At 73.9% G+C, this 19914-nt stretch carries 19 protein-coding genes and 1 pseudogene; 14 read left to right on the plus strand and 6 right to left on the minus strand.

Going from position 1 to position 19914, the window contains the following annotated elements:
- Positions 1-183 (plus strand): hypothetical protein (locus IH00_RS43905; protein WP_234334798.1); only part of this gene is annotated, 183 nt, incomplete at its 5' end.
- A gap of 119 nt (positions 184-302) precedes the next feature.
- Positions 303-842: an ATP-binding protein gene (locus IH00_RS0108040; protein WP_031071099.1), complete on the plus strand. Its 540-nt coding sequence runs from the start codon at positions 303-305 to the stop codon at positions 840-842.
- 239 nt (positions 843-1081) lie between these two features.
- Here IH00_RS0108040 and IH00_RS0108045 read toward each other — a convergent pair whose 3' ends face one another.
- Positions 1082-2323 carry an ROK family protein gene (locus IH00_RS0108045; RefSeq protein WP_031071101.1) on the minus strand — a complete coding sequence of 414 codons (1242 nt, stop codon included), beginning with the start codon at positions 2321-2323 and terminating at the stop codon, positions 1082-1084.
- Positions 2324-2591: 268 nt separating this feature from the next.
- Here IH00_RS0108045 and IH00_RS0108050 point away from each other — a divergent pair, with 268 nt between their 5' ends.
- From IH00_RS0108050 to IH00_RS0108065, 4 genes are all read left to right on the plus strand, one after another.
- Positions 2592-3266 (plus strand): HhH-GDP family DNA glycosylase, encoded by a 675-nt coding sequence (locus IH00_RS0108050; protein ID WP_031071104.1) that lies wholly within the window; start codon positions 2592-2594, stop codon positions 3264-3266.
- Positions 3263-3622 carry a DUF8129 domain-containing protein gene (locus IH00_RS0108055; RefSeq protein ID WP_031071106.1) on the plus strand — a complete coding sequence of 120 codons (360 nt, stop codon included), beginning with the start codon at positions 3263-3265 and terminating at the stop codon, positions 3620-3622. The genes IH00_RS0108050 and IH00_RS0108055 overlap by 4 nt, the downstream gene beginning before the upstream one ends.
- 297 nt (positions 3623-3919) lie before the next feature.
- Entirely contained in the window at positions 3920-5143 is a 1224-nt protein-coding gene (locus IH00_RS0108060) for an MFS transporter (RefSeq protein ID WP_031071108.1), read from the plus strand.
- Positions 5144-5388: 245 nt separating this feature from the next.
- On the plus strand, positions 5389-6153 hold the full coding sequence (locus tag IH00_RS0108065) for a maleylpyruvate isomerase family mycothiol-dependent enzyme (protein WP_031071110.1): 765 nt from the start codon (positions 5389-5391) through the stop codon (positions 6151-6153).
- On the opposite strand, the gene IH00_RS0108070 is transcribed toward IH00_RS0108065, so the two are convergent.
- A complete protein-coding gene (locus IH00_RS0108070) occupies positions 6146-6571 on the minus strand; it encodes a MarR family winged helix-turn-helix transcriptional regulator (protein WP_031071112.1) in 426 nt (141 codons plus the stop codon). The two genes, IH00_RS0108065 and IH00_RS0108070, sit on opposite strands and share 8 nt — an antisense overlap.
- Positions 6572-6658: 87 nt before the next feature.
- Between IH00_RS0108070 and IH00_RS0108075 the strand changes: the two genes are divergently transcribed.
- A complete protein-coding gene (locus IH00_RS0108075; protein ID WP_052411265.1) occupies positions 6659-8200 on the plus strand; it encodes an MFS transporter in 1542 nt (513 codons plus the stop codon).
- Between the two features lie 84 nt (positions 8201-8284).
- Entirely contained in the window at positions 8285-8563 is a 279-nt protein-coding gene (locus IH00_RS0108080) for a DUF6332 family protein (RefSeq protein WP_031071115.1), read from the plus strand.
- 435 nt (positions 8564-8998) lie between these two features.
- Here the strand turns inward: IH00_RS0108080 and IH00_RS0108085 are convergent, their stop codons facing one another.
- Positions 8999-9691 (minus strand): TetR/AcrR family transcriptional regulator, encoded by a 693-nt coding sequence (locus tag IH00_RS0108085; protein WP_031071116.1) that lies wholly within the window; start codon positions 9689-9691, stop codon positions 8999-9001.
- Between the two features lie 321 nt (positions 9692-10012).
- On the opposite strand from IH00_RS0108085, the gene IH00_RS0108090 reads away from it, so the two are divergent.
- The gene (locus IH00_RS0108090) at positions 10013-10504 is read left to right on the plus strand and encodes a nitroreductase family deazaflavin-dependent oxidoreductase (protein ID WP_052411266.1); all 492 of its coding nucleotides are present in this window, start codon (positions 10013-10015) and stop codon (positions 10502-10504) included.
- Between the two features lie 203 nt (positions 10505-10707).
- Here the strand turns inward: IH00_RS0108090 and IH00_RS0108095 are convergent, their stop codons facing one another.
- Complete coding sequence (locus IH00_RS0108095) at positions 10708-11940, minus strand: geranylgeranyl reductase family protein (RefSeq protein ID WP_031071118.1); 1233 nt, start codon at positions 11938-11940, stop codon at positions 10708-10710.
- A gap of 187 nt (positions 11941-12127) precedes the next feature.
- Between IH00_RS0108095 and IH00_RS0108100 the strand changes: the two genes are divergently transcribed.
- Positions 12128-13516 carry a dipeptidase gene (locus IH00_RS0108100; protein ID WP_052411267.1) on the plus strand — a complete coding sequence of 463 codons (1389 nt, stop codon included), beginning with the start codon at positions 12128-12130 and terminating at the stop codon, positions 13514-13516.
- 134 nt (positions 13517-13650) lie between these two features.
- Complete coding sequence (locus tag IH00_RS0108105) at positions 13651-14364, plus strand: MBL fold metallo-hydrolase (RefSeq protein ID WP_039946531.1); 714 nt, start codon at positions 13651-13653, stop codon at positions 14362-14364.
- Between the two features lie 352 nt (positions 14365-14716).
- Here IH00_RS0108105 and IH00_RS0108110 read toward each other — a convergent pair whose 3' ends face one another.
- A complete protein-coding gene (locus tag IH00_RS0108110) occupies positions 14717-15763 on the minus strand; it encodes an NUDIX hydrolase (RefSeq protein ID WP_031071121.1) in 1047 nt (348 codons plus the stop codon).
- Between the two features lie 116 nt (positions 15764-15879).
- Between IH00_RS0108110 and IH00_RS0108115 the strand changes: the two are divergent.
- From IH00_RS0108115 to IH00_RS0108130, 3 genes and pseudogenes are all read left to right on the plus strand, one after another.
- Positions 15880-16455 (plus strand): annotated as a pseudogene (locus IH00_RS0108115) (TetR/AcrR family transcriptional regulator); the annotation flags it as partial.
- A 104-nt stretch (positions 16456-16559) separates the two neighbouring features.
- Complete coding sequence (locus tag IH00_RS39990) at positions 16560-18227, plus strand: MFS transporter (RefSeq protein WP_039946532.1); 1668 nt, start codon at positions 16560-16562, stop codon at positions 18225-18227.
- A 144-nt stretch (positions 18228-18371) separates the two neighbouring features.
- Positions 18372-19574 carry an FAD-dependent monooxygenase gene (locus IH00_RS0108130; RefSeq protein ID WP_031071125.1) on the plus strand — a complete coding sequence of 401 codons (1203 nt, stop codon included), beginning with the start codon at positions 18372-18374 and terminating at the stop codon, positions 19572-19574.
- On the opposite strand, the gene IH00_RS43910 is transcribed toward IH00_RS0108130, so the two are convergent.
- Positions 19564-19914 (minus strand): ROK family protein (locus tag IH00_RS43910; RefSeq protein ID WP_039946534.1); only part of this gene is annotated, 351 nt, incomplete at its 5' end. The genes IH00_RS0108130 and IH00_RS43910 overlap by 11 nt on opposite strands.

Genomic DNA, 19914 nt, shown 5'->3' on the forward strand with positions numbered 1-19914 from the left:
TACGAGTGCGAGCCCGTGTACGAGTGCGAGCCCGTGTACGAGTGCGACGAGGGCGACAAGCGCGACGGCGGGCGGGAGCGGCGCAGGAGCCGGATCCCGTGCGGTGGGCGCGACGGCAGGGGCCGAGGTGCAGTCAGTGGCCGCGAGTTGCGCGGCGGTCACCCTTGGGCCACGCTGGTTTGACATCACTACTCAGGGTGCACCGGCGGTGACGCTGCGATCCAGCCCGCCGGACCAACAGCCAGCCATCCACTGGATCCGATCTCCGTCTTCTTCCGGACCTATTTCGGGGAGTCGCAGCCGTGATCAGCCAGGCAAGCAGGCAGTGCACGGTAGAGCTCCAAGCCCTGCCGTCGCGGATCGGTCAGGTCCGCAGAATCGTGTCGGCGCAATTGCGCTACTGGAACCTCGACAGTCTGATCGAGAAAGCCGCACTCGGTGTCACCGAGCTGCTGACCAACGTTCACCAGCACGCCGAGCCGGACAAGGTCTGCACCGTCGAGCTCGAACTGCTCCTCGACCGGCTGACGGTCTCGGTCCACGACCACGACCCCCGCCTCCCGGTACCCAAGGCCAACGCCTCCGACGCGCTCGCCACTTCGGGGCGCGGACTGGCGTTGATAGAGGCGTTCAGCGAGAGCTGGGGCGCACGCCCGCAGGGCGATGCGGGGAAGGTCGTGTGGTTCACCCTTCCGGCGCCTTCGGCCACGCCGATCGCGATCCCGGCCCTCCCCGTGTACGGGGCCGCCACCGGCGGTCCGTTCACGGAGCCGGTTCCTTTCGAACCGGTCGACACCGTCCTCGAGCGGCCCGCGGCCGCCCGGTCCGCCGTGGCGGGCTGACCGGGCGACGGTACGGACCACGCCGTACGGGTGCGGCGGTACGGGCTGGGCGGCACGCGGTGGGTACGCGGTTGCGGAGTGCGTCATGGTGCCCCGGGAGGGCGGGGCGGCAGCACGGCGGCACCGGCGGTCACACCCGGCCGCCGGCCGTGCGGCCGGCTGCCCTGCTCGCCGGGCCGGCGAGCGTGCGGGGGTTCGACGTCCGCGCCGGCGGCGGCGCCCGGCGGGGTCCGGGCGCGCTAGGAGGCGTCCAGCGGGGCCGGGGGACGGCCCAGCGCGGCGAGCGGGTCGTCGAGAACCGGCTGCCAGGCCAGTTCGGCAGCACCGGCGAGACTGTTGTGGTCCAGGGTGCAGCCCAGGATCGGCACGCCGCCGCTGCGCCCCCACAGGCTGCGGTCGGCGACCACCGCACGCAGCCGCTCGGGATCGGCGGCCAGGAGTTCACGGTGCAGGCCGCCGAGGATGATCCGGTCCGGGTTGAGGATGTTGACCAGGCCCGCCAGGCCCAGGCCGAGCCGGTCGACGAGCTCCTCCGTGGCGGCCCGTACGGCCGGGTCGTCGCCCTCCGTCCGGAGCAGGTCCCGGGCCTGCTGCAGGAGCGAAACCTCGGGGCCGGGCTCGCGCCCTGCGGCGGTGAGAAAGGCGAGCGGGTCGGCCTCGACGTCGAGGCAGCCGCGGCTGCCGCAGTAGCAGGGACGGCCTTCGGGGTTGACCGTGAGGTGCCCGACTTCGAGGGCGAGGCCCGAGCTTCCGGTGTGCAGGCGCCCGTCGAGGACCAGGGCCCCGCCCACGCCCCGGTGTCCGGTGGCGACGCACAGCAGGTGCTGCGCCCCACGGCCGGCGCCGTGCCGGTGCTCGGCCAGGGCGGCCAGGTTGACGTCGTTGCCGGTGAAGGCCGGCCCCTCGATGCCCGCCTTGCGCACCTGCTCCGCGAAGATGTCCCGGACCGGGGCCCCTGCGGGCCAGGCGACGTGCAGCGGGTTGAGGGCCGTGCCGTCCGGCTCGGCGACCGCGGACGGCACGGCGAGGCCGGCGCCCACGCAGCGGCGCCCGCTCTCGCGCAGCAGCCCGGCGCCCGCCTCGACGACGGCCGCGAGCACCTGGGCGGGGTCGGCGGTGACGGTCACGCAGCCGGGCGCGGTGGCGACGATGCGCCCGCCGAGGCCCACGAGGGCGGCGCGGAAGCCGTCGGCGTGCACCTGGGCGGCGAGGGCGACGGGGCCGTTCTCGTCCACGGTGAGCCGGTGCGAGGGACGGCCCTGGGAACCGGCGGCGGCACCGGGCCGGGAGTCGACCCGGATGAGCCCGAGCGCCTCCAGCTCCGCGGCGACGGCGCCGGCGGTGGCACGGGTGACGCCGAGCTCGGCCGTGAGCACGGCACGCGTGGGCGCGCGCCCGGTGTGCACCAGCTCCAGCGCGGGGCCGAGCGCGCTGCGGCCCCGGTCCAGCCGTGATCGGGTCATGGTCGCCTTGCCGTTCATGGGGGCGAGTCTCCCATGATCCAGCATGCGGACGGTCCTGCCCGTCCTGTCCAGTCCTGGGGCCCCGCCGGCGGCCCTTTTCGCGCCCTCCCCCGCCTTTCTCGGGGCGCGACTCGCGGCGGACGCGCGACCCTTCTCGCGGCGCGACTCGCGGCGGACGTGCGGCGCGGTTCGACGGGGCTGCTCGCGGCCCGGCTCGACGGGGCTGCTGTTTCGGGTGGTCGTGGACGGGTACTGCGGGTGGCTGATGCAAGGTGCGGGAGGTTCCATGTCACGGTCCGACACCAAGGCGACGGTGCGGGCCCTGCTCGACGGGCAGGGGCGCACGTACGCGGAGGAGGCCGGGATCCGGCTCAAGGACACCCCGCAGCCGCTGTACGAGTTGCTGGTCCTGGCCCATCTGCTGAGTGCCCGCATCCGCGCGGACACCGCGGTCGCGGCGGCGCGCGCCCTGTTCGCCGCCGGGATGCGGGACGCACGGCACATGAGCGACGCCGACTGGCAGCAGCGCGTGGACGCACTCGGCAAGGGCGGCTACCGGCGGTACGACGAGCGCACGGCCACCCAGTTGGGCCGGGCCGCCGAGCTGGTCCTCGACGCGTACGGCGGCGATCTGCGCCGGATGCACGAGAAGTCCGGCGGCGACCCTGAGCGCCTGCGCGCGCTGCTGCAGGAGGTGCCGGGCATCGGGCCCGCCGGCGCGGACATCTTCCTGCGGGAAGCGCAGGGCGTATGGCCGGAGCTGGCGCCGTACCTGGACGACAGGACGCTCGACGGGGCGGAGCGGCTGGGCCTACCGACGGACCGCGAGGAACTGGCGGGCCTGGTCGGGAGGAAGGAGCTGCCCGCGCTGGCGGCGGCGCTCGTGCGCGCCGCGCTGGACCGGCACGTCGTCGACGACGTCCGCGAGACAGTCAACGAGACCCAGGGAGGATCCGGATGAGCACCGCCGACCGCGGCGAACTTCCGCTGCCCGATTACGACCAGCTGTCCGTCGGAACGCTGGAGCACCGTATCCGCGCACTGAGCGCCGAGGACCTGACGCAGCTGCTGCACTACGAGCACGAGCACGCCGACCGCCCGATGGTCGTCCAGGTCCTCACGGCCCGGAAGCACCAGCTGGACCAGGGAGCCACCCCGTCCGGCGGCGACCCGGCGGCGTGGCGTCCGGAGCAGGCCGGCCAGGCCCGCGGCGGCTCGCCCGTCACCCCCGCGACCTCGCCCCAGCCCATGAGCCCGCCGCCGCACGGCACGCCGGACCAGAGCGGAAAGCCGAAGGGCAACATGCAGCGCCCCTGACGCGGGAACGCCGCCCCTGAGTCCTCGGGGCACACGCCACGAGTGCAGGGGCGGCCCGAGCCGGCGAATGGCCGACCGGGCCGCCCCGCTTCGTATCGGTCCCCGAGGATTCACACCGGTCCGAATCGGTCCGCGACGCTTCGCATCGGTTCGTATCGGTCCACGACGTTCCTACTTGGTGCGATGGTCAGGGCGGTGCGGTGAGCCCGATCCGGACGGCCCTGCCCGGGAGGGGAACGGGGCAGGGGCCGGGACCGGTGGTTGTACGCGGCTGGGGCTGACCCCTATCCTGAGTTTGTGCCGCTACTAAACAAACTACGGACGGCCGTTCCGGGGACACCCGGCGGAGACCCCGCCGCACGCTCCCTGTCCCGCCTCCGCACCGCCCTGACCTTGTTCTTCGCGCTCGACGGCTTCCTCTTCGCCGGCTGGGTGGTACGCATCCCGGCCATCAAGGAGCAGACCGGTTCCTCCCCGAGCGACCTCGGGCTCGCCCTGCTCGGCGTGTCGGCCGGCGCCGTCGTGACCATGACGCTCACCGGCCGGTTGTGCCGCCGCTTCGGCAGCCATCCGGTCACCGTCGCCGCGGCGGTGCTGCTCTCCCTGAGCATCGCGCTCCCGCCGCTCACCCATTCGGCACTCACGCTCGGTCTGGTCCTGCTGGTGTTCGGCACCGCGTACGGCGGCATCAACGTGGCGATGAACAGCGCCGCCGTCGATCTCGTCGCCGCGTTGCGCCGCCCGGTGATGCCGAGCTTCCACGCGGCCTTCAGCCTCGGTGGCATGTTCGGCGCCGGACTCGGCGCGCTGGTCGCCGGCGGCCTGTCCCCCACCGCTCACCTGCTCGGCCTCACGGTCGCCGGCCTCATGCTGACCGCGGTGGCCGGTCCCGTACTGCTGCGCCACCCGTGCCCCGCGCCGCCGGAGGCGCTGCCCGCCGAGAAGGCGCCCGGGGGGCGGCGCCTCGACCGGCGGGCGCGCGGCGCGGTCGCGGTGTTCGGCGTGATCGCGCTCTGCACGGCGTACGGGGAGGGTGCGATGGCCGACTGGGGCGCTCTCCATCTGGAGCAGGACCTCGCCGCCCATCCGGGTGCGGCAGCGGCCGGCTACTCGCTCTTCGCGCTCGCGATGACGGCCGGACGACTGTCCGGTACGGCGCTGCTGCAGCGGCTCGGACAGACCAGGACCCTGGTGGCGGGCGGTGCGACGGCGGCCGTGGGCATGCTGCTGGGCGCGCTCGCGCCGACGGTGTGGCTCGCGCTGGCCGGGTTCGCCGTGACGGGGCTCGGCCTGGCGAACATCTTCCCGGTGGCGGTGGCGCGCGCCGGGGCCCTGGCCGGTCCCGGCGGGGTGGCCGCCGCGTCCACGCTCGGCTACGGCGGGATGCTGCTCGGGCCGCCCGCGATCGGCTTCCTGGCGGACTGGTTCTCGCTGCCGGTCGCCCTGACGACGGTGGCGGTGCTCGCGGGCGGCGCGGCGGTGATCGGGTACGCGGCCCGGAACGCCTCGACCGTACGGTGACGGCAGCCCGCGGTCCGGGTGCGCTTCGCGCGTGCGGGCCCGGGCACGCGGTCCCGACGAGCGTCCGGGGGCACGGGGACGCGGTCCGGGCGGCCGAGCCCGGTGAGCGATCCGGGCACGCGGTCCCGACGAACGGTCAGGGGACACGGTCGGGGGGACGCGGTCCGGACGGGCGGGGCAGCGCGTCGGGGCCGCATGCCGAAATGCGCGGGCGGAAAGCCGGCGGTCGCTGCCAGAATCCCGGCATGGAGATCACCGCTCACATCAAGTCCCTCGCGCGCGAAGGCGAGTTGCTGGCCGATGCCGCCGAGAAGGCCGGCCCCGGCGCGCCGGTACCCACCTGTCCCGGCTGGCAGGTGCGGGACCTGCTGCGGCACACCGGCATGGTGCACCGCTGGGCCCGCGCCTTCGTGGTGGAGGGGCACACCTCGTACCACCCCGACGGCGGGGAGCCCGACCTGGACGGCGACGCACTGCTGGAGTGGTTCCGGGAAGGGCACCGGCTGCTGGTCGCGGCGCTGACCGAGGCGCCCGACACCCTGGAGTGCTGGACCTTCATGCCCGCGCCGTCGCCGCGCGCCTTCTGGGCCCGGCGCCAGGCACACGAGACCACCATCCACCGCGTGGACGCCCAGTCCGCGCTCGGGACGGCGGCCCCCGGTGCCGTGAGTGCGCGCGTGGACGCGGAGGTTCCCGCGGAGGTTGCCGCGGACGGGATCGACGAGCTGCTCCGCGGCTTCCACGCCCGCGAGAAGAGCCGGGTGCGTACGCAGGAGCCGGGTGTACTGCGCGTACGGGCGACCGACACGGGTGACGTGTGGACCGTCCGGCTGTCGGCGGGGCCGCCGCGCGCGACGCGCGGCGGCGACGGAGCGGCGGACTGCGAACTCCACGGAACTGCCGAGCAGCTCTACCTGACGCTGTGGAACCGGCTTCCGGCCGGGACGGTGACCGTGACGGGCGACGAGCGGCTGGCCCGCCTCTGGCGCGAGACCTCCGCCGTCAACTGATCGTAGAGCTCGTCGCGGACCGGGCTCCGTCCGCCAGCACCCGGCTCAGCACGGCACGCTGGAGGGGCCGCACCTCGGCGTGCCGGGCGCGGCCCTGCTCCGTCAGCGCCACCCGCACACCGCGCCGGTCCTCGCTGCACATGCCGCGCGTGACGAGGCCGTCCTTCTCCAGGCGGGCCACGAGCCGGGACAGGGCGCTCTGGCTGAGGTGCACCCGGGACGCGAGTTCCTGGACGCGATAGGAGCAGCCGCCGTCCTGCGGGGACCCTTCGGCGAGCACGTCGAGGACCTCGAAGTCGCTGGCGCCGAGTCCGTAGGGGTGCAGCTCGCGGTCGAGTTCGGACGTCGTACGGGCGTGCAGCGCGCGCACGTCGTGCCACTGCTCCACGAGCGCACGCTCGGACTTCATCGCTGCCATGACCCCAAGTTAGCAGAGACGACGCCCTTCGTTGCATCGGAATTAAATGCACTTGCATTCAATGCATGTGCATGTAGTCTCCTGCTCATGACTTCTCCGCTCACCGTTCCCTCCCCCGCGCCGCAGGAGCGCTGGAGCCCGCAGCTGTGGGGCACCCTGCTGGTGCTGTGCGCCGCGATGTTCCTCGACGCCCTCGACGTCTCGATGGTCGGTGTCGCCCTGCCGTCCATCGGGGCCGACCTCGGCCTGTCCACCGCCACCCTGCAGTGGATCGTCAGCGGCTACATCCTCGGCTACGGCGGCCTGCTGCTGCTCGGCGGCCGCGCCGCCGACCTGCTCGGCCGCCGCCGCGTCTTCCTCATAGCCCTTGCCGTCTTCGCACTCGCCTCGCTGCTGGGCGGTCTCGTCGACTCCGGCCCGCTGCTGATCGCCAGCCGCTTCATCAAGGGCCTGAGTGCCGCGTTCACCGCGCCGGCCGGCCTGTCGATCATCACCACCACGTTCAAGGAGGGTCCGCAGCGCAACCGGGCCCTGTCGATCTACACCACCTGCGCCGCGACCGGCTTCTCCATGGGGCTGGTGCTGTCCGGCCTCCTGACCGAACTGAGCTGGCGCTGGACCATGCTGCTGCCCGCGCCGGTCGCGCTGATAGCCCTGGCCGTCGGCATCAAGCTCATCCCGCGCAGCCCGCGCGACGACGCCCGCGGCGGCTACGACCTGCCGGGCGCCGTCACGGGTACGGCGGCGATGCTGCTCCTGGTCTTCACGGTGGTCGAGGCGCCCGAGGCAGGCTGGTCCTCGGCCCGCACCCTGCTGTCGTTCCTGGCCTCCGCCGTCCTGCTCGCTGTCTTCGTGACCGTCGAGCGCCGCACCGCGAGCCCGCTGCTGCGGCTCGGCGTGCTCCGCTCCGGCACACAGCTGCGGGCGCAGCTGGGCGCCGCCGCCTTCTTCGGCTCGTACGTCGCCTTCCAGTTCATCGTGACGCAGTACATGCAGTCGCTGCTCGGCTGGAGCGCCCTGCAGACGGCGCTCGCGTTCCTCCCGGCCGGCGTACTGGTGGCGCTCTCCTCCACCAAGATCGGTGACGTGGTGGACCGGTTCGGCACGCCCCGCGTGATCGCGACCGGCTTCGCGCTCCTCGTCGTCGCGTACGCGATCTTCCTCCAGGTGGACCTGACGCCGCGGTACGCCGCCGTCATCCTGCCGTCGATGCTGCTGCTGGGCGCGGCCTGCGCGCTGACCTTCCCCTCGCTCAACATCCAGGCCACGAGCGGCGTCGACGACCACGAGCAGGGCATGGTGTCGGGGCTGCTGAACACCTCGGTCCAGGTGGGCGGCGCCCTCTTCCTCGCCGTGGTGACCGCCGTCATCACCGCGGGCGGCGCCGAGGGCGGCTCCAAGCAGGAAGTGCTGGACAGCTTCCGGCCCGGCCTGACCGTGGTGACCGCCATCGCGCTCGCCGGCCTGCTGATCACCCTGACCGGTCTGCGCCGGCGCCGTGCCGGGCAGCCGTCGGTGGTGGTGGCGAAGTCCCCCGCCGCTGCCGGGGACGCGCACGAGCGGCACGACCACCGGGAGCCGGACGCGCTCCACGGACAGCAGGTCGAAACCGTCGCCGTACGGGACTGACGCACCGGTTGCGCGATACGCCGCCGCGCGGCCGACGGGCGATTTCCTTGCCCGCCGGCCGCGCGGGCGGCGACACTGCGGTGCATGGGCACACGAGATCAGGCACAACGGGACGCCGTCACCGTCGAGATCGGGTACGCGCTGGTGACCGGCGCGTTCCTCGCGGCGGCGCTCTTCTGTCTGCTCGGCGCGCCCGTGGTGGTCTTCGGGCTGGACGGCGCCTCGGCCCGCGGAGTGCTGGTCGCGGCCGCCCTCACGGCGTGTGCGGCCTTCGTGCTCCGTGTGACCCGGGTGCTGTGGGGCTTCACCGGCGCATCGGATCAGCCCGGCCGGCCCGGACGACGCGCCACGCCCGAGTCGTAGGCCGGCCCCGCGAGTCAGGCGGCGGCGGAGCGGCGATCGCGGGTGCAGACTTCACCATTCCGTGCAGCCTGTTGCGTCGACGCACGGGGCCCGGCGCGCCCCAGGCCGACCCCGAGCGTGCGACCGACGACCACCGCCGGTACTGGTGACCGGGACCGGGGTCGGGGGCGCGTGTCCGGGCCCGGGGTCGGGGGCGCGTGTCCGGGCCCGGGGTCGGGGGCGCGTGTCCGGGCCCGGGGTCGGGGGCGCGTGTCCGGGCCGCGCCCCCCGGACCGTCGCACCTGGCACCGTCGCCCCCGGGGACCATCGGCCCTGGAACCGTCGGCTTCAAAGCCCGTTTCCGCTGGAGACCGTCGACTCAGCCGACTCAAGAGACCATCGACTGAAGAGACCGCCGGCCTGAACGATGGGCCGGGGACGCCGTCCGGATCCGGCTCAGCGCATGAGCCCCACATCCCGCCCGAGGCGGGCGACCGCGTGCCCGAAGAACACGTCCCGCTCCTCGACGACCCGGTTGAACTGGCCGAACACCTCGAAGGAGATCAGCCCGAAGAGCTGCGACCAGGCCGAGACGAGTGCGACGACAAGTGCCGGTGGCAGGCCGGGGGCGATGTCGGCGGTGAGCCGGTGCGCCTCGGGGCGCAGCTCCTCGGCAAGCGGCGGGAGCGCCACACCGTCGCCACGGTAGGCGTCGCGGGCTACGGAGATGAGCACGAGCCCGACCCGGGACGCCGGCTCGATGGTGGCGCTCGGGGCGGTGTAACCGGGTACCGGGGAGCCGTAGATCAGCGCGTACTCGTGGGGGTGCGCCACGGCCCAGCGGCGTACGGCGGTGCAGACGGCCACCCAGCGGGCGAGCGGGCCGGCGTCCGGTTCCGCGGCGGCGAGTCCTTCCTCGGCGGCGGCGCCGATCGCGTCGTACGCGTCGACGATGAGCGCGGTCAGGAGGTCGTCCCGACTCGGGAAGTAGCGGTAGAGCGCGGAGGACACCATGCCGAGCTCACGGGCGACGGCGCGGAGGGACAGTTTGGCGGCCCCTTCGGCGGCGAGCTGCTTGCGCGCCTCGTCCTTGATGGCGGCAGTGATTTCCACGCGCGCACGGGCGCGGGCTCCTTGAACGCTGGTCATGGGGTCAGTGTGCCATCGAGTGAGCAGTGCTCCGGTACGAGATCAGCGATCCGGACGAGAGCGGCGAGCGGCGATCAGGGCAGCACTTCAGGACCGGCGCGGCGGTCGGAGATTGATGCGGCGATAGAGAGGGAGCGGCAATCCGCGCTGAGATCAGCAGTCCAAAAGGAGAGCGCCGCTCTTGCTTTGGATCATCGCTCGCGTGCACACTGTTCTCAAGCGAGAGCAGTGCTCTCGTAACGCTCCGCCGCGCCACTCCTTCCACGCCACCGCGCCGCCGCCCACCACCGCTGCCACCTCCGCCCGCGAAAGGACCCACCCATGCCTCCCACGCCGTCGTCGCCATCGCCGTCCCCGTCGCCGTCCCCGTCGAACCACGTCATCAAGCCAGGCTGGTTCACCGTCCACGTCCTCAACCGGATCGTCAGCTGGCTGACCCGTCGCGGTATCAGCGTCTGGGGTTCACGCGTCCTCGCCGTCCGCGGACGCAAGAGCGGCGAGTGGCGCCGTACGCCCGTCAACCTGCTCACACTCGACGGGAATCATTACCTCGTCGCCCCGCGCGGCCACGTCCAATGGACGCACAACATGCGTGCGGCGGGCGGGGGCGAGCTGCACCTCGGGAAGCGCGTTCAGGCGTTCACGGCGCAGGAAGTCCCGGACGAGGACAAGCCCGCCCTGCTGCGCGCCTACCTCAAGCGCTGGAAGGCGGAGGTCGGCGTGTTCTTCGGCGGCGTGGGGCCGGACGCGTCGGACCCGGAGCTGCGCGCCATCGCGCCCAAGCATCCCGTCTTCCGGATCACCCTCGGCTGATCCGTAAGACCAACGCCCGAACCGCCCGGGCCGCCTGAGCCGTCCGACACCCACCGACCGCCACCCGGCACCCACCCGACAGCCACCCGGCACCCAACCTTCGGCCGCGTGCCCGACCGGTCGGCCATTCCCACGCGCACGCCCGCGCCCTGCCCACGCCCACACCCACAGGGTCCCGGGCCGACGACAAGCCGGCCGGCAGGTCAGCCCGCGCGCCCGGGGCCGCGCCGGTCCAGCGCCTCCAGCGCCCGCCTGGCCATGCCGTGCGAGCTGATGAGCCCCGCCAGCGTGGTCACGCCGCGCGTGATGTCCGCGAACGCGTGCCACGCGGGCCTGAAGCCGGTGAGAACCGCGTGCAGCAGGCCGGGCCGCCGCTCGAACAGCGTGAGCATCCGCCGCCCGACCGCCATCTCCACCCCCAGCCCGGACTTGATGGCGAAGGCGTAGTTCAGCGCCTGGCGCCGCGCGTCCACGGCGTCGGGTGCCTCGGCGATCCGCACCGCCCACTCGCCCGCCAGCCGGCCGGAGCGCAGGGCGTACGAGATGCCCTCGCGCGTCCACGGCTCCAGCAGCCCCGCCGCGTCCCCGCAGACCAGGACCCGCCCGCGGGACAGCGGCGAGTCATCGGTTCGGCACCGGGTCAGGTGCCCCGACGAGATGGCCGGCTCGAAACCCGCGAGTCCGAGCCGCGCGATGAAGTCCTCCAGGTACCGCTTGGTCGCGGCACCCTCGCCGCGCGCCGAGATGACTCCGACGGTCAGGGTGTCCCCCTTCGGGAACACCCACCCGTAACTGCCCGGCATCGGGCCCCAGTCGATGAGCACCCGCCCTGCCCAGTCCTCCGCGACCGTCGACGGCACGGGGATCTCCGCCTCCAGGCCGAGGTCGACCTGGTCGAGCTTGACGCCCACGTGTGCCCCTATGCGGCTGGCGCTGCCGTCCGCACCGACGACCGCCCGCGCGAGCACGACCTCCCCGTCGGCCAGGACGACCGCGACCGTGCGCCGGTCCGGCACCGCGGAGCCGTGCTGCTCGACGCGCGCCACCGTCACCCCGCTCCGCAGCTCGGCGCCCGCCTTCTGCGCCTGCTCCACCAGGCCGGCGTCGAACTCCGGCCGGTTGATGAGCCCGAAGAGCATGCGCTTGGAGCGCCGTGTGCGGGGGAAACGGCCGTTCAGCGAGAACGTGACGGCATGCACCCGGTCCAGCAGCGGCAGTTCGAAGCCGGGCGGCAGCGCGTCGCGCGACGGCCCGATGATTCCGCCGCCGCACGTCTTGTAACGGGGCAGCTCGGCCTTCTCGAGCAGGAGCACCCGGCGGCCCGCGACGGCCGCCGCGTAGGCCGCGGAGGCTCCGGCCGGTCCGGCGCCGACCACGACGACATCCCATACCGGCGCCTCGTACTCGTTACCGGCGTCTGCGTTCTCGCTGCTCACGATGTGCTTCTGCTCCCGTCCCGAACTGGTCCCGCGTTCCCACCGGTCCGACCTCGTGACCCGATGATCTCGACCGCATCCTACGGCTCGGGCGCGCCCCGCCCCTGTGGGAGGATCGGACCTGCGTTCGCCGTACAAGAACGGTCACCCCGTCAGTCACAACGTCGCACCCACGAGGAGCGTGCCCATGTCCGCCACCGCCGGCCACCCGATCGCCGCGCAGATCGCCGAGACCGTCGCATCCCTGATGCCTCGGGCGAAGGAGGAGCTCGCGGAGCTCGTGGCGTTCCGGTCGGTGGCGGACGCGGAGCAGTTCCCGCCGAGCGAGTGCCGGGCCGCCGCGGCCTGGGTGGCGGACGCCCTGTGCGCGGAGGACTTCCAGGACGTCGCCGTACTGGACACACCGGACGGTTCGCAGGCGGTGTACGGCTACCTGCCCGGCCCGCAGGGGGCGCCGACCGTCCTGCTGTACGCGCACTACGACGTGCAGCCGCCGCTGGACCTGGCGGGCTGGGACACCCCGCCGTTCGAGCTGACCGAGCGCGAGGACGGCCGCTGGTACGGGCGGGGCGCAGCCGACTGCAAGGGCGGCTTCATCATGCACCTGCTCGCGCTGCGCGCCCTCAAGGCGAACGGCGGCATACCGGTGGGCGTCAAGGTGATCGCCGAGGGCTCCGAGGAGCAGGGCACGGGCGGTCTGGAGCGGTACGCGGAGCAGCACCCGGAGCTGCTGGCCGCCGACACGATCGTGATCGGTGACGCCGGGAACTTCAGGGTCGGGCTGCCGACCGTGACGGCGTCGCTGCGCGGGATGACGATGCTGCGGGTCCAGGTGGACACGCTGGCGGGCAACCTGCACTCGGGGCTCTTCGGCGGGGCCGCACCGGACGCGCTGGCGGCGCTCATCCGGGTCCTGGACTCGCTGCGGGCCGAGGACGGGTCGACGTCCGTGGACGGGCTGGAGGCGGACGGCCGGTGGCAGGGCCTCCAGTACCCGGAGGAGGACTTCCGCAGGGACGCGAAGGTCCTGGACGGGGTGGAGCTCATCGGTGGCGGCACGATCGCCGACCGGCTGTGGGCCCGCCCGGCCGTCACGGTCATCGGCATCGACTGCCCTCCGGTGGTGGGAGCGACGCCGTCGGTGCAGTCCACCGCGCGCGCCCAGATCAGTCTGCGGGTGCCGCCGGGCCAGGACGCCGCGGAGGCGACGAAACTGCTGACGGCGCACCTGGAGGCGCACACGCCGTGGGGCGCACGGGTGACCGTGGAGCAGGTGGGGCAGGGCCAGCCGTTCCAGGCGGACGTCACGAGCCCGGCGTACACGTCGATGGCCGAGGCGCTGCGCATCGCGTACCCGGGTCAGGAGATGCAGACCGCGGGCATGGGCGGCTCGATCCCGCTGTGCAACACGCTGGCATCGTTGTACCCGGAGGCGGAGATCCTGCTGATCGGCCTGAGTGAGCCGGAGGCACGGATCCACGCCGTCAACGAGAGCGTCTCGCCGCAGGAACTGGAGCGGATGTCCGTCGCGGAGGCGCACTTCCTGCTGAACTACGCCCGCGCGCAGCACGGCTGAGCCGAGTCGAGTCGTCCCGGCGGGACGTCGGGCGGACCCGGTGCCATGACCGGGCCCGTACACACCGCCGGGCTCCGCTCTGCTCGTGGCTAAGAAGGAGGCGTCGGCCGGGCGCCGGTGCGTACGGTCGCCGCATGGACCTCGACCTCATTCAGGTGACGCCCCGGCTCCACATGCTCCGCTTCGCCATCGGCCAGGCGTATCTGTGGCGGGACGCGGACGACGACCTGACGCTGATCGACGCCGGCTGGGCGGGATCGGCCGCGCCCGTCGAAGCGGCGGTACGGCGTGCCGGGCTCCGGCCGGCGGGCCTGCGGCGCATCGTCCTCACACACTGCCACCGCGATCATGTGGGCGCGGCCGCGGAGCTGGCCGAGCGGTACGGCGCCGAGGTGCTGGCCCACCCGTCGGACGCGCCGGTGATCCGGGGCGAGGCGCCGGTCCCGGAGCCCGCGCTGCTGGACTGGGAGGTGCCGCTGTACGAGCACGGGCTGACCGTGCCGGAGGCGCCGCCGACCCGGGTGGACCGCGAGCCGGTGGACGGGGAGGAGCTGGGCTTCGGCGACGGGGCGCGGGTGGTGCACACGCCGGGCCATACCGACGGGTCGATCGCCGTGCATCTGCCGCGCCACGGAGTGCTGTTCACGGGCGACACCGTGGCATCGGTGGGGCACGTGGGGCTGGGCGTCTTCCACGTGGACCGGGTCGAGGCACAGGCGTCGATGCGGCGCTTGGCCGCGCTCGCGCCGGAGGTGGTCTGCTTCGGTCACGGCGACCCCCTCACGACCGACGCGGCGGCGACACTGAAGGCGGCGGCCGACCGGGACGCCGCCGAGCCGGTCGCGTAAGCGGAGCCGGAACCCTGGGGGCCAGGGCCAGCCCACCCCGACACTCCCGCTCCCGCTCCCGGCCAGCCCCACCCGGCACCAGAACCCCGGCCCCCGGCCGACACCCACTCGCACCGGTCCCGGCCGACACCCACTCGCACCGGTCCCGGCCGACACCCACTCGCACCGGTCCCGGCCGACACCCACTCGCACCGGTCCCGGCCGACGCCACGCCCTTCCGGGACCCCGTCGGCGCCGCGCTTCCCCGCCCCGGCCGGTGCCCGATGTCGCGCCCCGGCGGGGCTGACGGTGGGCACCGGCGAGGCTTACGGTGGGCACCGGCGGGGCGGACATGGGCGCCGGGCTCCACGCCTCACGCGGTGCCGACCGGGACGCCCGCCTCCAGGTTGAGCACGGTTCCGCGTTCGCGGGCGCGCAGGGCCCAGCGCAGCCGTTCGTAGCGGTTCGGGGGGAGCATGCCGGAGGCCTCCTCCTCGGTGACGAAGCGCCAGCCGCGCAATTCGGCACCGGGCAGCAGGACGCCGTCGGCCTGGGCGCGGGTGAGGCGGCCGCCGTCGAAGAGGAGGCGCAGGCCGCCGTAGCCGGGCGGGCGGGGCGGCTCCCAGTCGACCAGCAGCAGTCGGGGCACGCTTTCCAGCTCGAGGCCTATTTCCTCGGCGACCTCCCGCATACCGGCGCGGGCCGGCGGCTCACCGGGCTCGACGACCCCGCCGGGGAACTCCCAGCCGGGCTTGTAGGTGGGGTCGACGAGCAGGACGCGGTCCTGTTCGTCGAAGAGCAGCACCCCGGCCGCGAGCGTCTCGCCGGTCGGTTCCGGTGTCTGCACGATCTCGCACGCGTCGACCGCGCCCTCGCGCACCGCCCGGGCGATGGCACCGGCGGTCTCGTGCGGGGTGAGACGGCTGTTGTCGACGGCGTACGCGTCGGTGGCCAGCCAGCCGTCGAGCGCGGCGCGGTAGGGCTCGATGTGGTCGTACGCCCACTGGCGGACACGCTCGTTGCCGTCCGGGTCGGCGTCGTACTCCTCACGGCCGGCGATACGCCCGCGCAGGATCGTTTCATCCGGCGTGAGTACGACATGGTGTACGGAGATGCGGCGTGCGGCCAGTCCGCCGAAGATCTCGTCGCGGTACTCCTGGCGCAGCAGGGTCATGGGCACCACGAGCACCCCTCCCACCTCGGCCAGCATCGCGGCCGCGGTGTCGACGACCATCCGCCGCCACATGGGCAGGTCCTGGTAGTCGGTCACCTCGGCGAGCCGCTTCTGCGGCAGCAGGTACCGCAGTGCGCCTCCGACGATCTCGGGGTCGTACAAGGTGCTGTCAGGGATCAGATCGATCAGTTCGCGCGCGGCGCTGGTCTTGCCGGCGCTGAACGCACCGTTGATCCAGATGATCACGGGTCCCCCTCCTCCGTAGCCCCCAGTGGCTTTGCCCGCACCACCCTGCCATGGAAACCCGCGCCCGGACAGGAGGGCGCGTAGACAGTGTCTACTCCCTCTGGTAGACAGTGTCCATGAGTGAACAGGAACCGGGGCTGCGGTCCCGACTGGTCCGGACCGGCGTCGAGTTGGTGACCGAGGAGGGCCTCGCCCCCCTGACGCTGCGGGAGATCGCACGCCGGGCCGGGGTGTCCCACGGCGCGCCGCGCCGCTACTTCCCGACCCACCTCGCGCTGCTGTCGGCCATTGCGCGTGAGGGCTTCGCCGACCTGGCGGCACAGGCCGGCGGGGCGGTCGGTGACGGCACCGCGGCCCCCCGGGACCAGCTCATGGCGCTGGGGCGCGTCTACCTGGAGTTCGCGCAGGCCAACCGCGGCATGTTCGAGCTGATGTTCCGCCACGACCTGCTGGAGAGCAACGAGCTGGGCCTGCGCGAGAGCAGCCTGCCGCTCTTCGGTGTCCTCGTGGACCTGGTCGCCCGCGCCCGCCCCGGAGCCGACCCGGCGCCGGCGGTGGTCGCGGGCGCGCTGTGGGCGAACCTCCACGGCATCGCGCAACTGTGGCGATGGGGCAGCCTCCCGCTCGCCACGGGGTGCGAGGACGTCGAGCCGCTGCTGCGCGCCGCGCTGGACGCGCATCTGGGACCGGAGGGACCGACGCAGCCGGTGCGGGACGCGGGCTCCCGGGGCTCGCAGAAGTCACAGAAGTCGCACGAACCGCACGAGTCACGAGGGTCGCGGGAAGCGGGGAACCGGTGAAGGCACGGCGCCTCCGGCTGCTGACCCTCACGGGCAGCATCACCGGAGCCTCCGTGGTCGCGCTGGACGGAACGGTGCTGACCGTCGCTCAGCCGACCCTCCAGCGCGACCTGCACGCCTCGTTCGCCGAGACCCAGTGGACCAGTACCGGGTACCTCATCGCCGTGGCGAGCCTGCTGGTCTTCGCCGGGCGGCTCGGCGACCGGTACGGCCATCGGCGCGTCTTCGCCGTGGGCATCCTCGGCTTCGGCGCGGCCTCGGCGGCCATCGGCCTGGCCCCGGGCATCTCGTGGGTGATCGGGCTGCGCGTCGTCCAGGGGGCGTGCGGCGCGCTGCTGCAACCGGCCACGCTCGGGATGCTGTGCGCCGCCTACCCGCCCGGCCTCATCAGCAGGCCCCTCGCGTTGCGGACCGCCGCGATCGGGGCGGCGGCGGCCGTGGGGCCGGTGGTCGGCGGGGCGCTGACCACACACTTCGGCTGGCGGGCGGTCTTCTTCCTGAGCGTGCTGCCCGCCGTCGTCGTCGGCGCGGCGGCACTGGCCGTACGCGAGCGGTACGTGACCCAGGAGCCCCTCGGGGGCGGGCCCGGCGGCGCGGGGGCCGACCGGGCCCAAGGCGCCGGCCGGTACAGGGAGGCCGGCCCGGTTCGGGATGCCGACCGCCTTCGTAACGCCGCCGGCCGATACCGGGACAGCGACCGATCCCGGGAGGCCGACCGATCCCGGATTGCCGGCTCGCGGGGCTGGCCGGGTTCCACGGGCGGCGGCGCCCGGGGTGGCCTCGGCTCCGGGCTGGACCTGCCGGGGGCGTGCCTCCTCGCCGCCGCTCTGGGATGTCTCGTCCATGCGCTGGTGGGACTCCCGGCGACCGCACCGTGGCTCGTGGCCGCCGGGGTGTGCGGCGCCGCGTTCGTCCGGCACGAGCGGCGCGCGGCGAACCCGCTGCTGCCGCCGGAGGTGACCGGCTCCCGGACCGTCACCGCCGCGCTGTCCGTACTGCTGGCCGCGTCGGCCGCGATGTTCGGTGCGCTGTTCGTCGGTACGTACGTCCTCCAGGAGATCCAGGCCATGGACCCGCTGCGCGGCAGCCTGACGGCCCTTCCCCTGGCGGTGGCGATGGTGGCGAGTGCCACCGCCGTCCCGGCCCTGATGCGGCGGCACGGACCGCGCAGGACGACGGCGACGGCCATGGCGGTACTGGCACTCGGCGTCCTGCTGCTGTCGCGGCTCACCGCGCCCGGTGCGGCGTCGTGGACGGTCGGTGGCGGTTTCCTGCTGATGGGCGCCGGCTTCGGCACGGTGATGGTCACCGCCACGACCGTTCTCGTACGCCGGGTGCCCGCCCGGCACGCCGGTGTGGCCGGGGGACTTCAGCAGACGGCCATGAACACCGGCCCGGCGCTGGGCATCGCCGCGGCGACCATGCTCCTGACCCTCGCCGCACCCGGTACGGCCGGAGGCCGCGCGCCCGGCGCGGGCGGGACCGGCGCGGGCGGGACCGGTGCGGAAGCCGTCGGGGCGTTCGCCTCCGCGGTCGGCGGCACGCTGACGGGCCTGGCGGCCGTCGCCGCGGCCGGGGCCCTGTGCGCCCTGCGACTGCCTGTGCGTGACGGTACGGAGGCCCCCGTGTCGCCCGGCCCCGCGGCGCCTGCGGCACGACGCTGAACGCCGGGCGGCGAGGGCCGCCTTCCGGGCTGCGGCCGGACCGGGAGGACCCTCGCCACAGCCGACGAAACGCAACTGCACCGGGTTCGCGATGTTACGCTCCGTATTCAATCGGTCAGCACACTGTCATCGACGGGAGCCCGCGTGAAGATCGCCTGCGTCGGCGGAGGGCCCGCCGGCCTCTACTTCTCCCTCCTCATGAAACGGCAGGACCCCTCCCACGACATCACCGTCCACGAGCGCAACGCCGCCGGATCGACGTACGGCTGGGGCGTGACCTACTGGGCCGGCCTGCTGGACGCACTGCGTGCCCACGACCCGGAATCGGCCCGTGCCATCGGGGAGAACTCGGTCCGCTGGAGCGGCGGCGCCGCGCACATCCGCGGCGGGACGACCGTCCACCACGGCGACGAGGGCTTCGGCATCGCCCGCCGCCGCCTCCTCGACGTCCTCGCCGCGCGAGCGGCGGAGCTCGGTGTACGGCTGGAGTTCGGCCACCCGGTCACCTCCGTGGAGCAGGTGGCGGACGCCGACCTCGTCGTCGCCGCCGACGGGGTGCACAGCGCACTGCGGGACCGCCACACCGACCACTTCGGCACCGAGGTGACGGCCGGCCGGAACATGTACATCTGGCTCGGCACGACCAAGGTCTTCGACACCTTCACCTTCGCCTTCACCGAGACCGCGCACGGCTGGATCTGGTGTTACGCCTACGGGTACGGGGAGAACCGCAGCACCTGCGTCGTCGAGTGCTCGCCCGCCACCTGGCGGGGCCTCGGACTGGACCGGGCCGGCGAGGCGGAGGGCCTCGCCCTGCTGGAGGAGCTCTTCGCCGGCACGCTGGACGGACACCGGCTGCTCGGGCGGGGAGAGACCGACGGCAGCGCGCAGTGGCTCGCCTTCCGCACCGTCACCAACCGCACCTGGCACCGCGACAACGTCGTGCTGATGGGCGATGCCGCCCACACCACGCACTACTCCATCGGCGCGGGCACCACACTGGCCCTGGAGGACGCCATGGCCCTGGCAGGGGCGCTGCGCGGCAGTCCGGCGCTGCGGCCCGCGCTCGTCCGCTACGAACGCGAACGCAGGTCGGCGCTCCTCCCCGTGCAGAGCGCGGCCCGCTACAGCGCCCAGTGGTACGAGAACCTCCCGCGGTACGTGGACCTGCCGCCCGCGGAGATGTTCGCGCTGCTGGGCCAGCGGCACTCCCCGCTGCTGCCGTACGTCCCGCCGCAGCTGTACTACCGGATCGACCGGGCCGCCGGGCGGCTGGAGCCGCTGCGCAGACTGAAGCGCCGCCTGGGCCCACGCCTCGCGGGCGCCCTGCACGGTTTCAGCCGCTGAGGGGCGCGGGCGCCGTCACCCCGCCGGGCAGCCTGCGGGGCGAGGCCGCCGCGGCCGCGCCGAGGAGGCCCGCGTCGGTGCCGGTGAGCGCCGGGGCCACCGTCAGACGGCGGACGAACGAGAGGGTGGCGTAGTCGCGCAGGGCGCGGCGCAGCGGGGCGAACAGCACCTCACCCGCGCCCGCCACTCCCCCGCCGATGACGGCGATCCGCACCTCGATGAGCGTCGCGGTGGCGGCGATCCCGGCCGCGAGGGCCTGGGCGGCGCGCTCGAAGGACGCGATGGCGATCGGGTCCCCGGCGCGCGCGGCGGCGGCGACGGCGGCGGCCGTGACGTCGCC

Origin of the sequence: Streptomyces sp. NRRL S-118, from assembly GCF_000716335.1 — a bacterium.
In the GTDB taxonomy this organism is placed as follows: domain Bacteria; phylum Actinomycetota; class Actinomycetes; order Streptomycetales; family Streptomycetaceae; genus Streptomyces.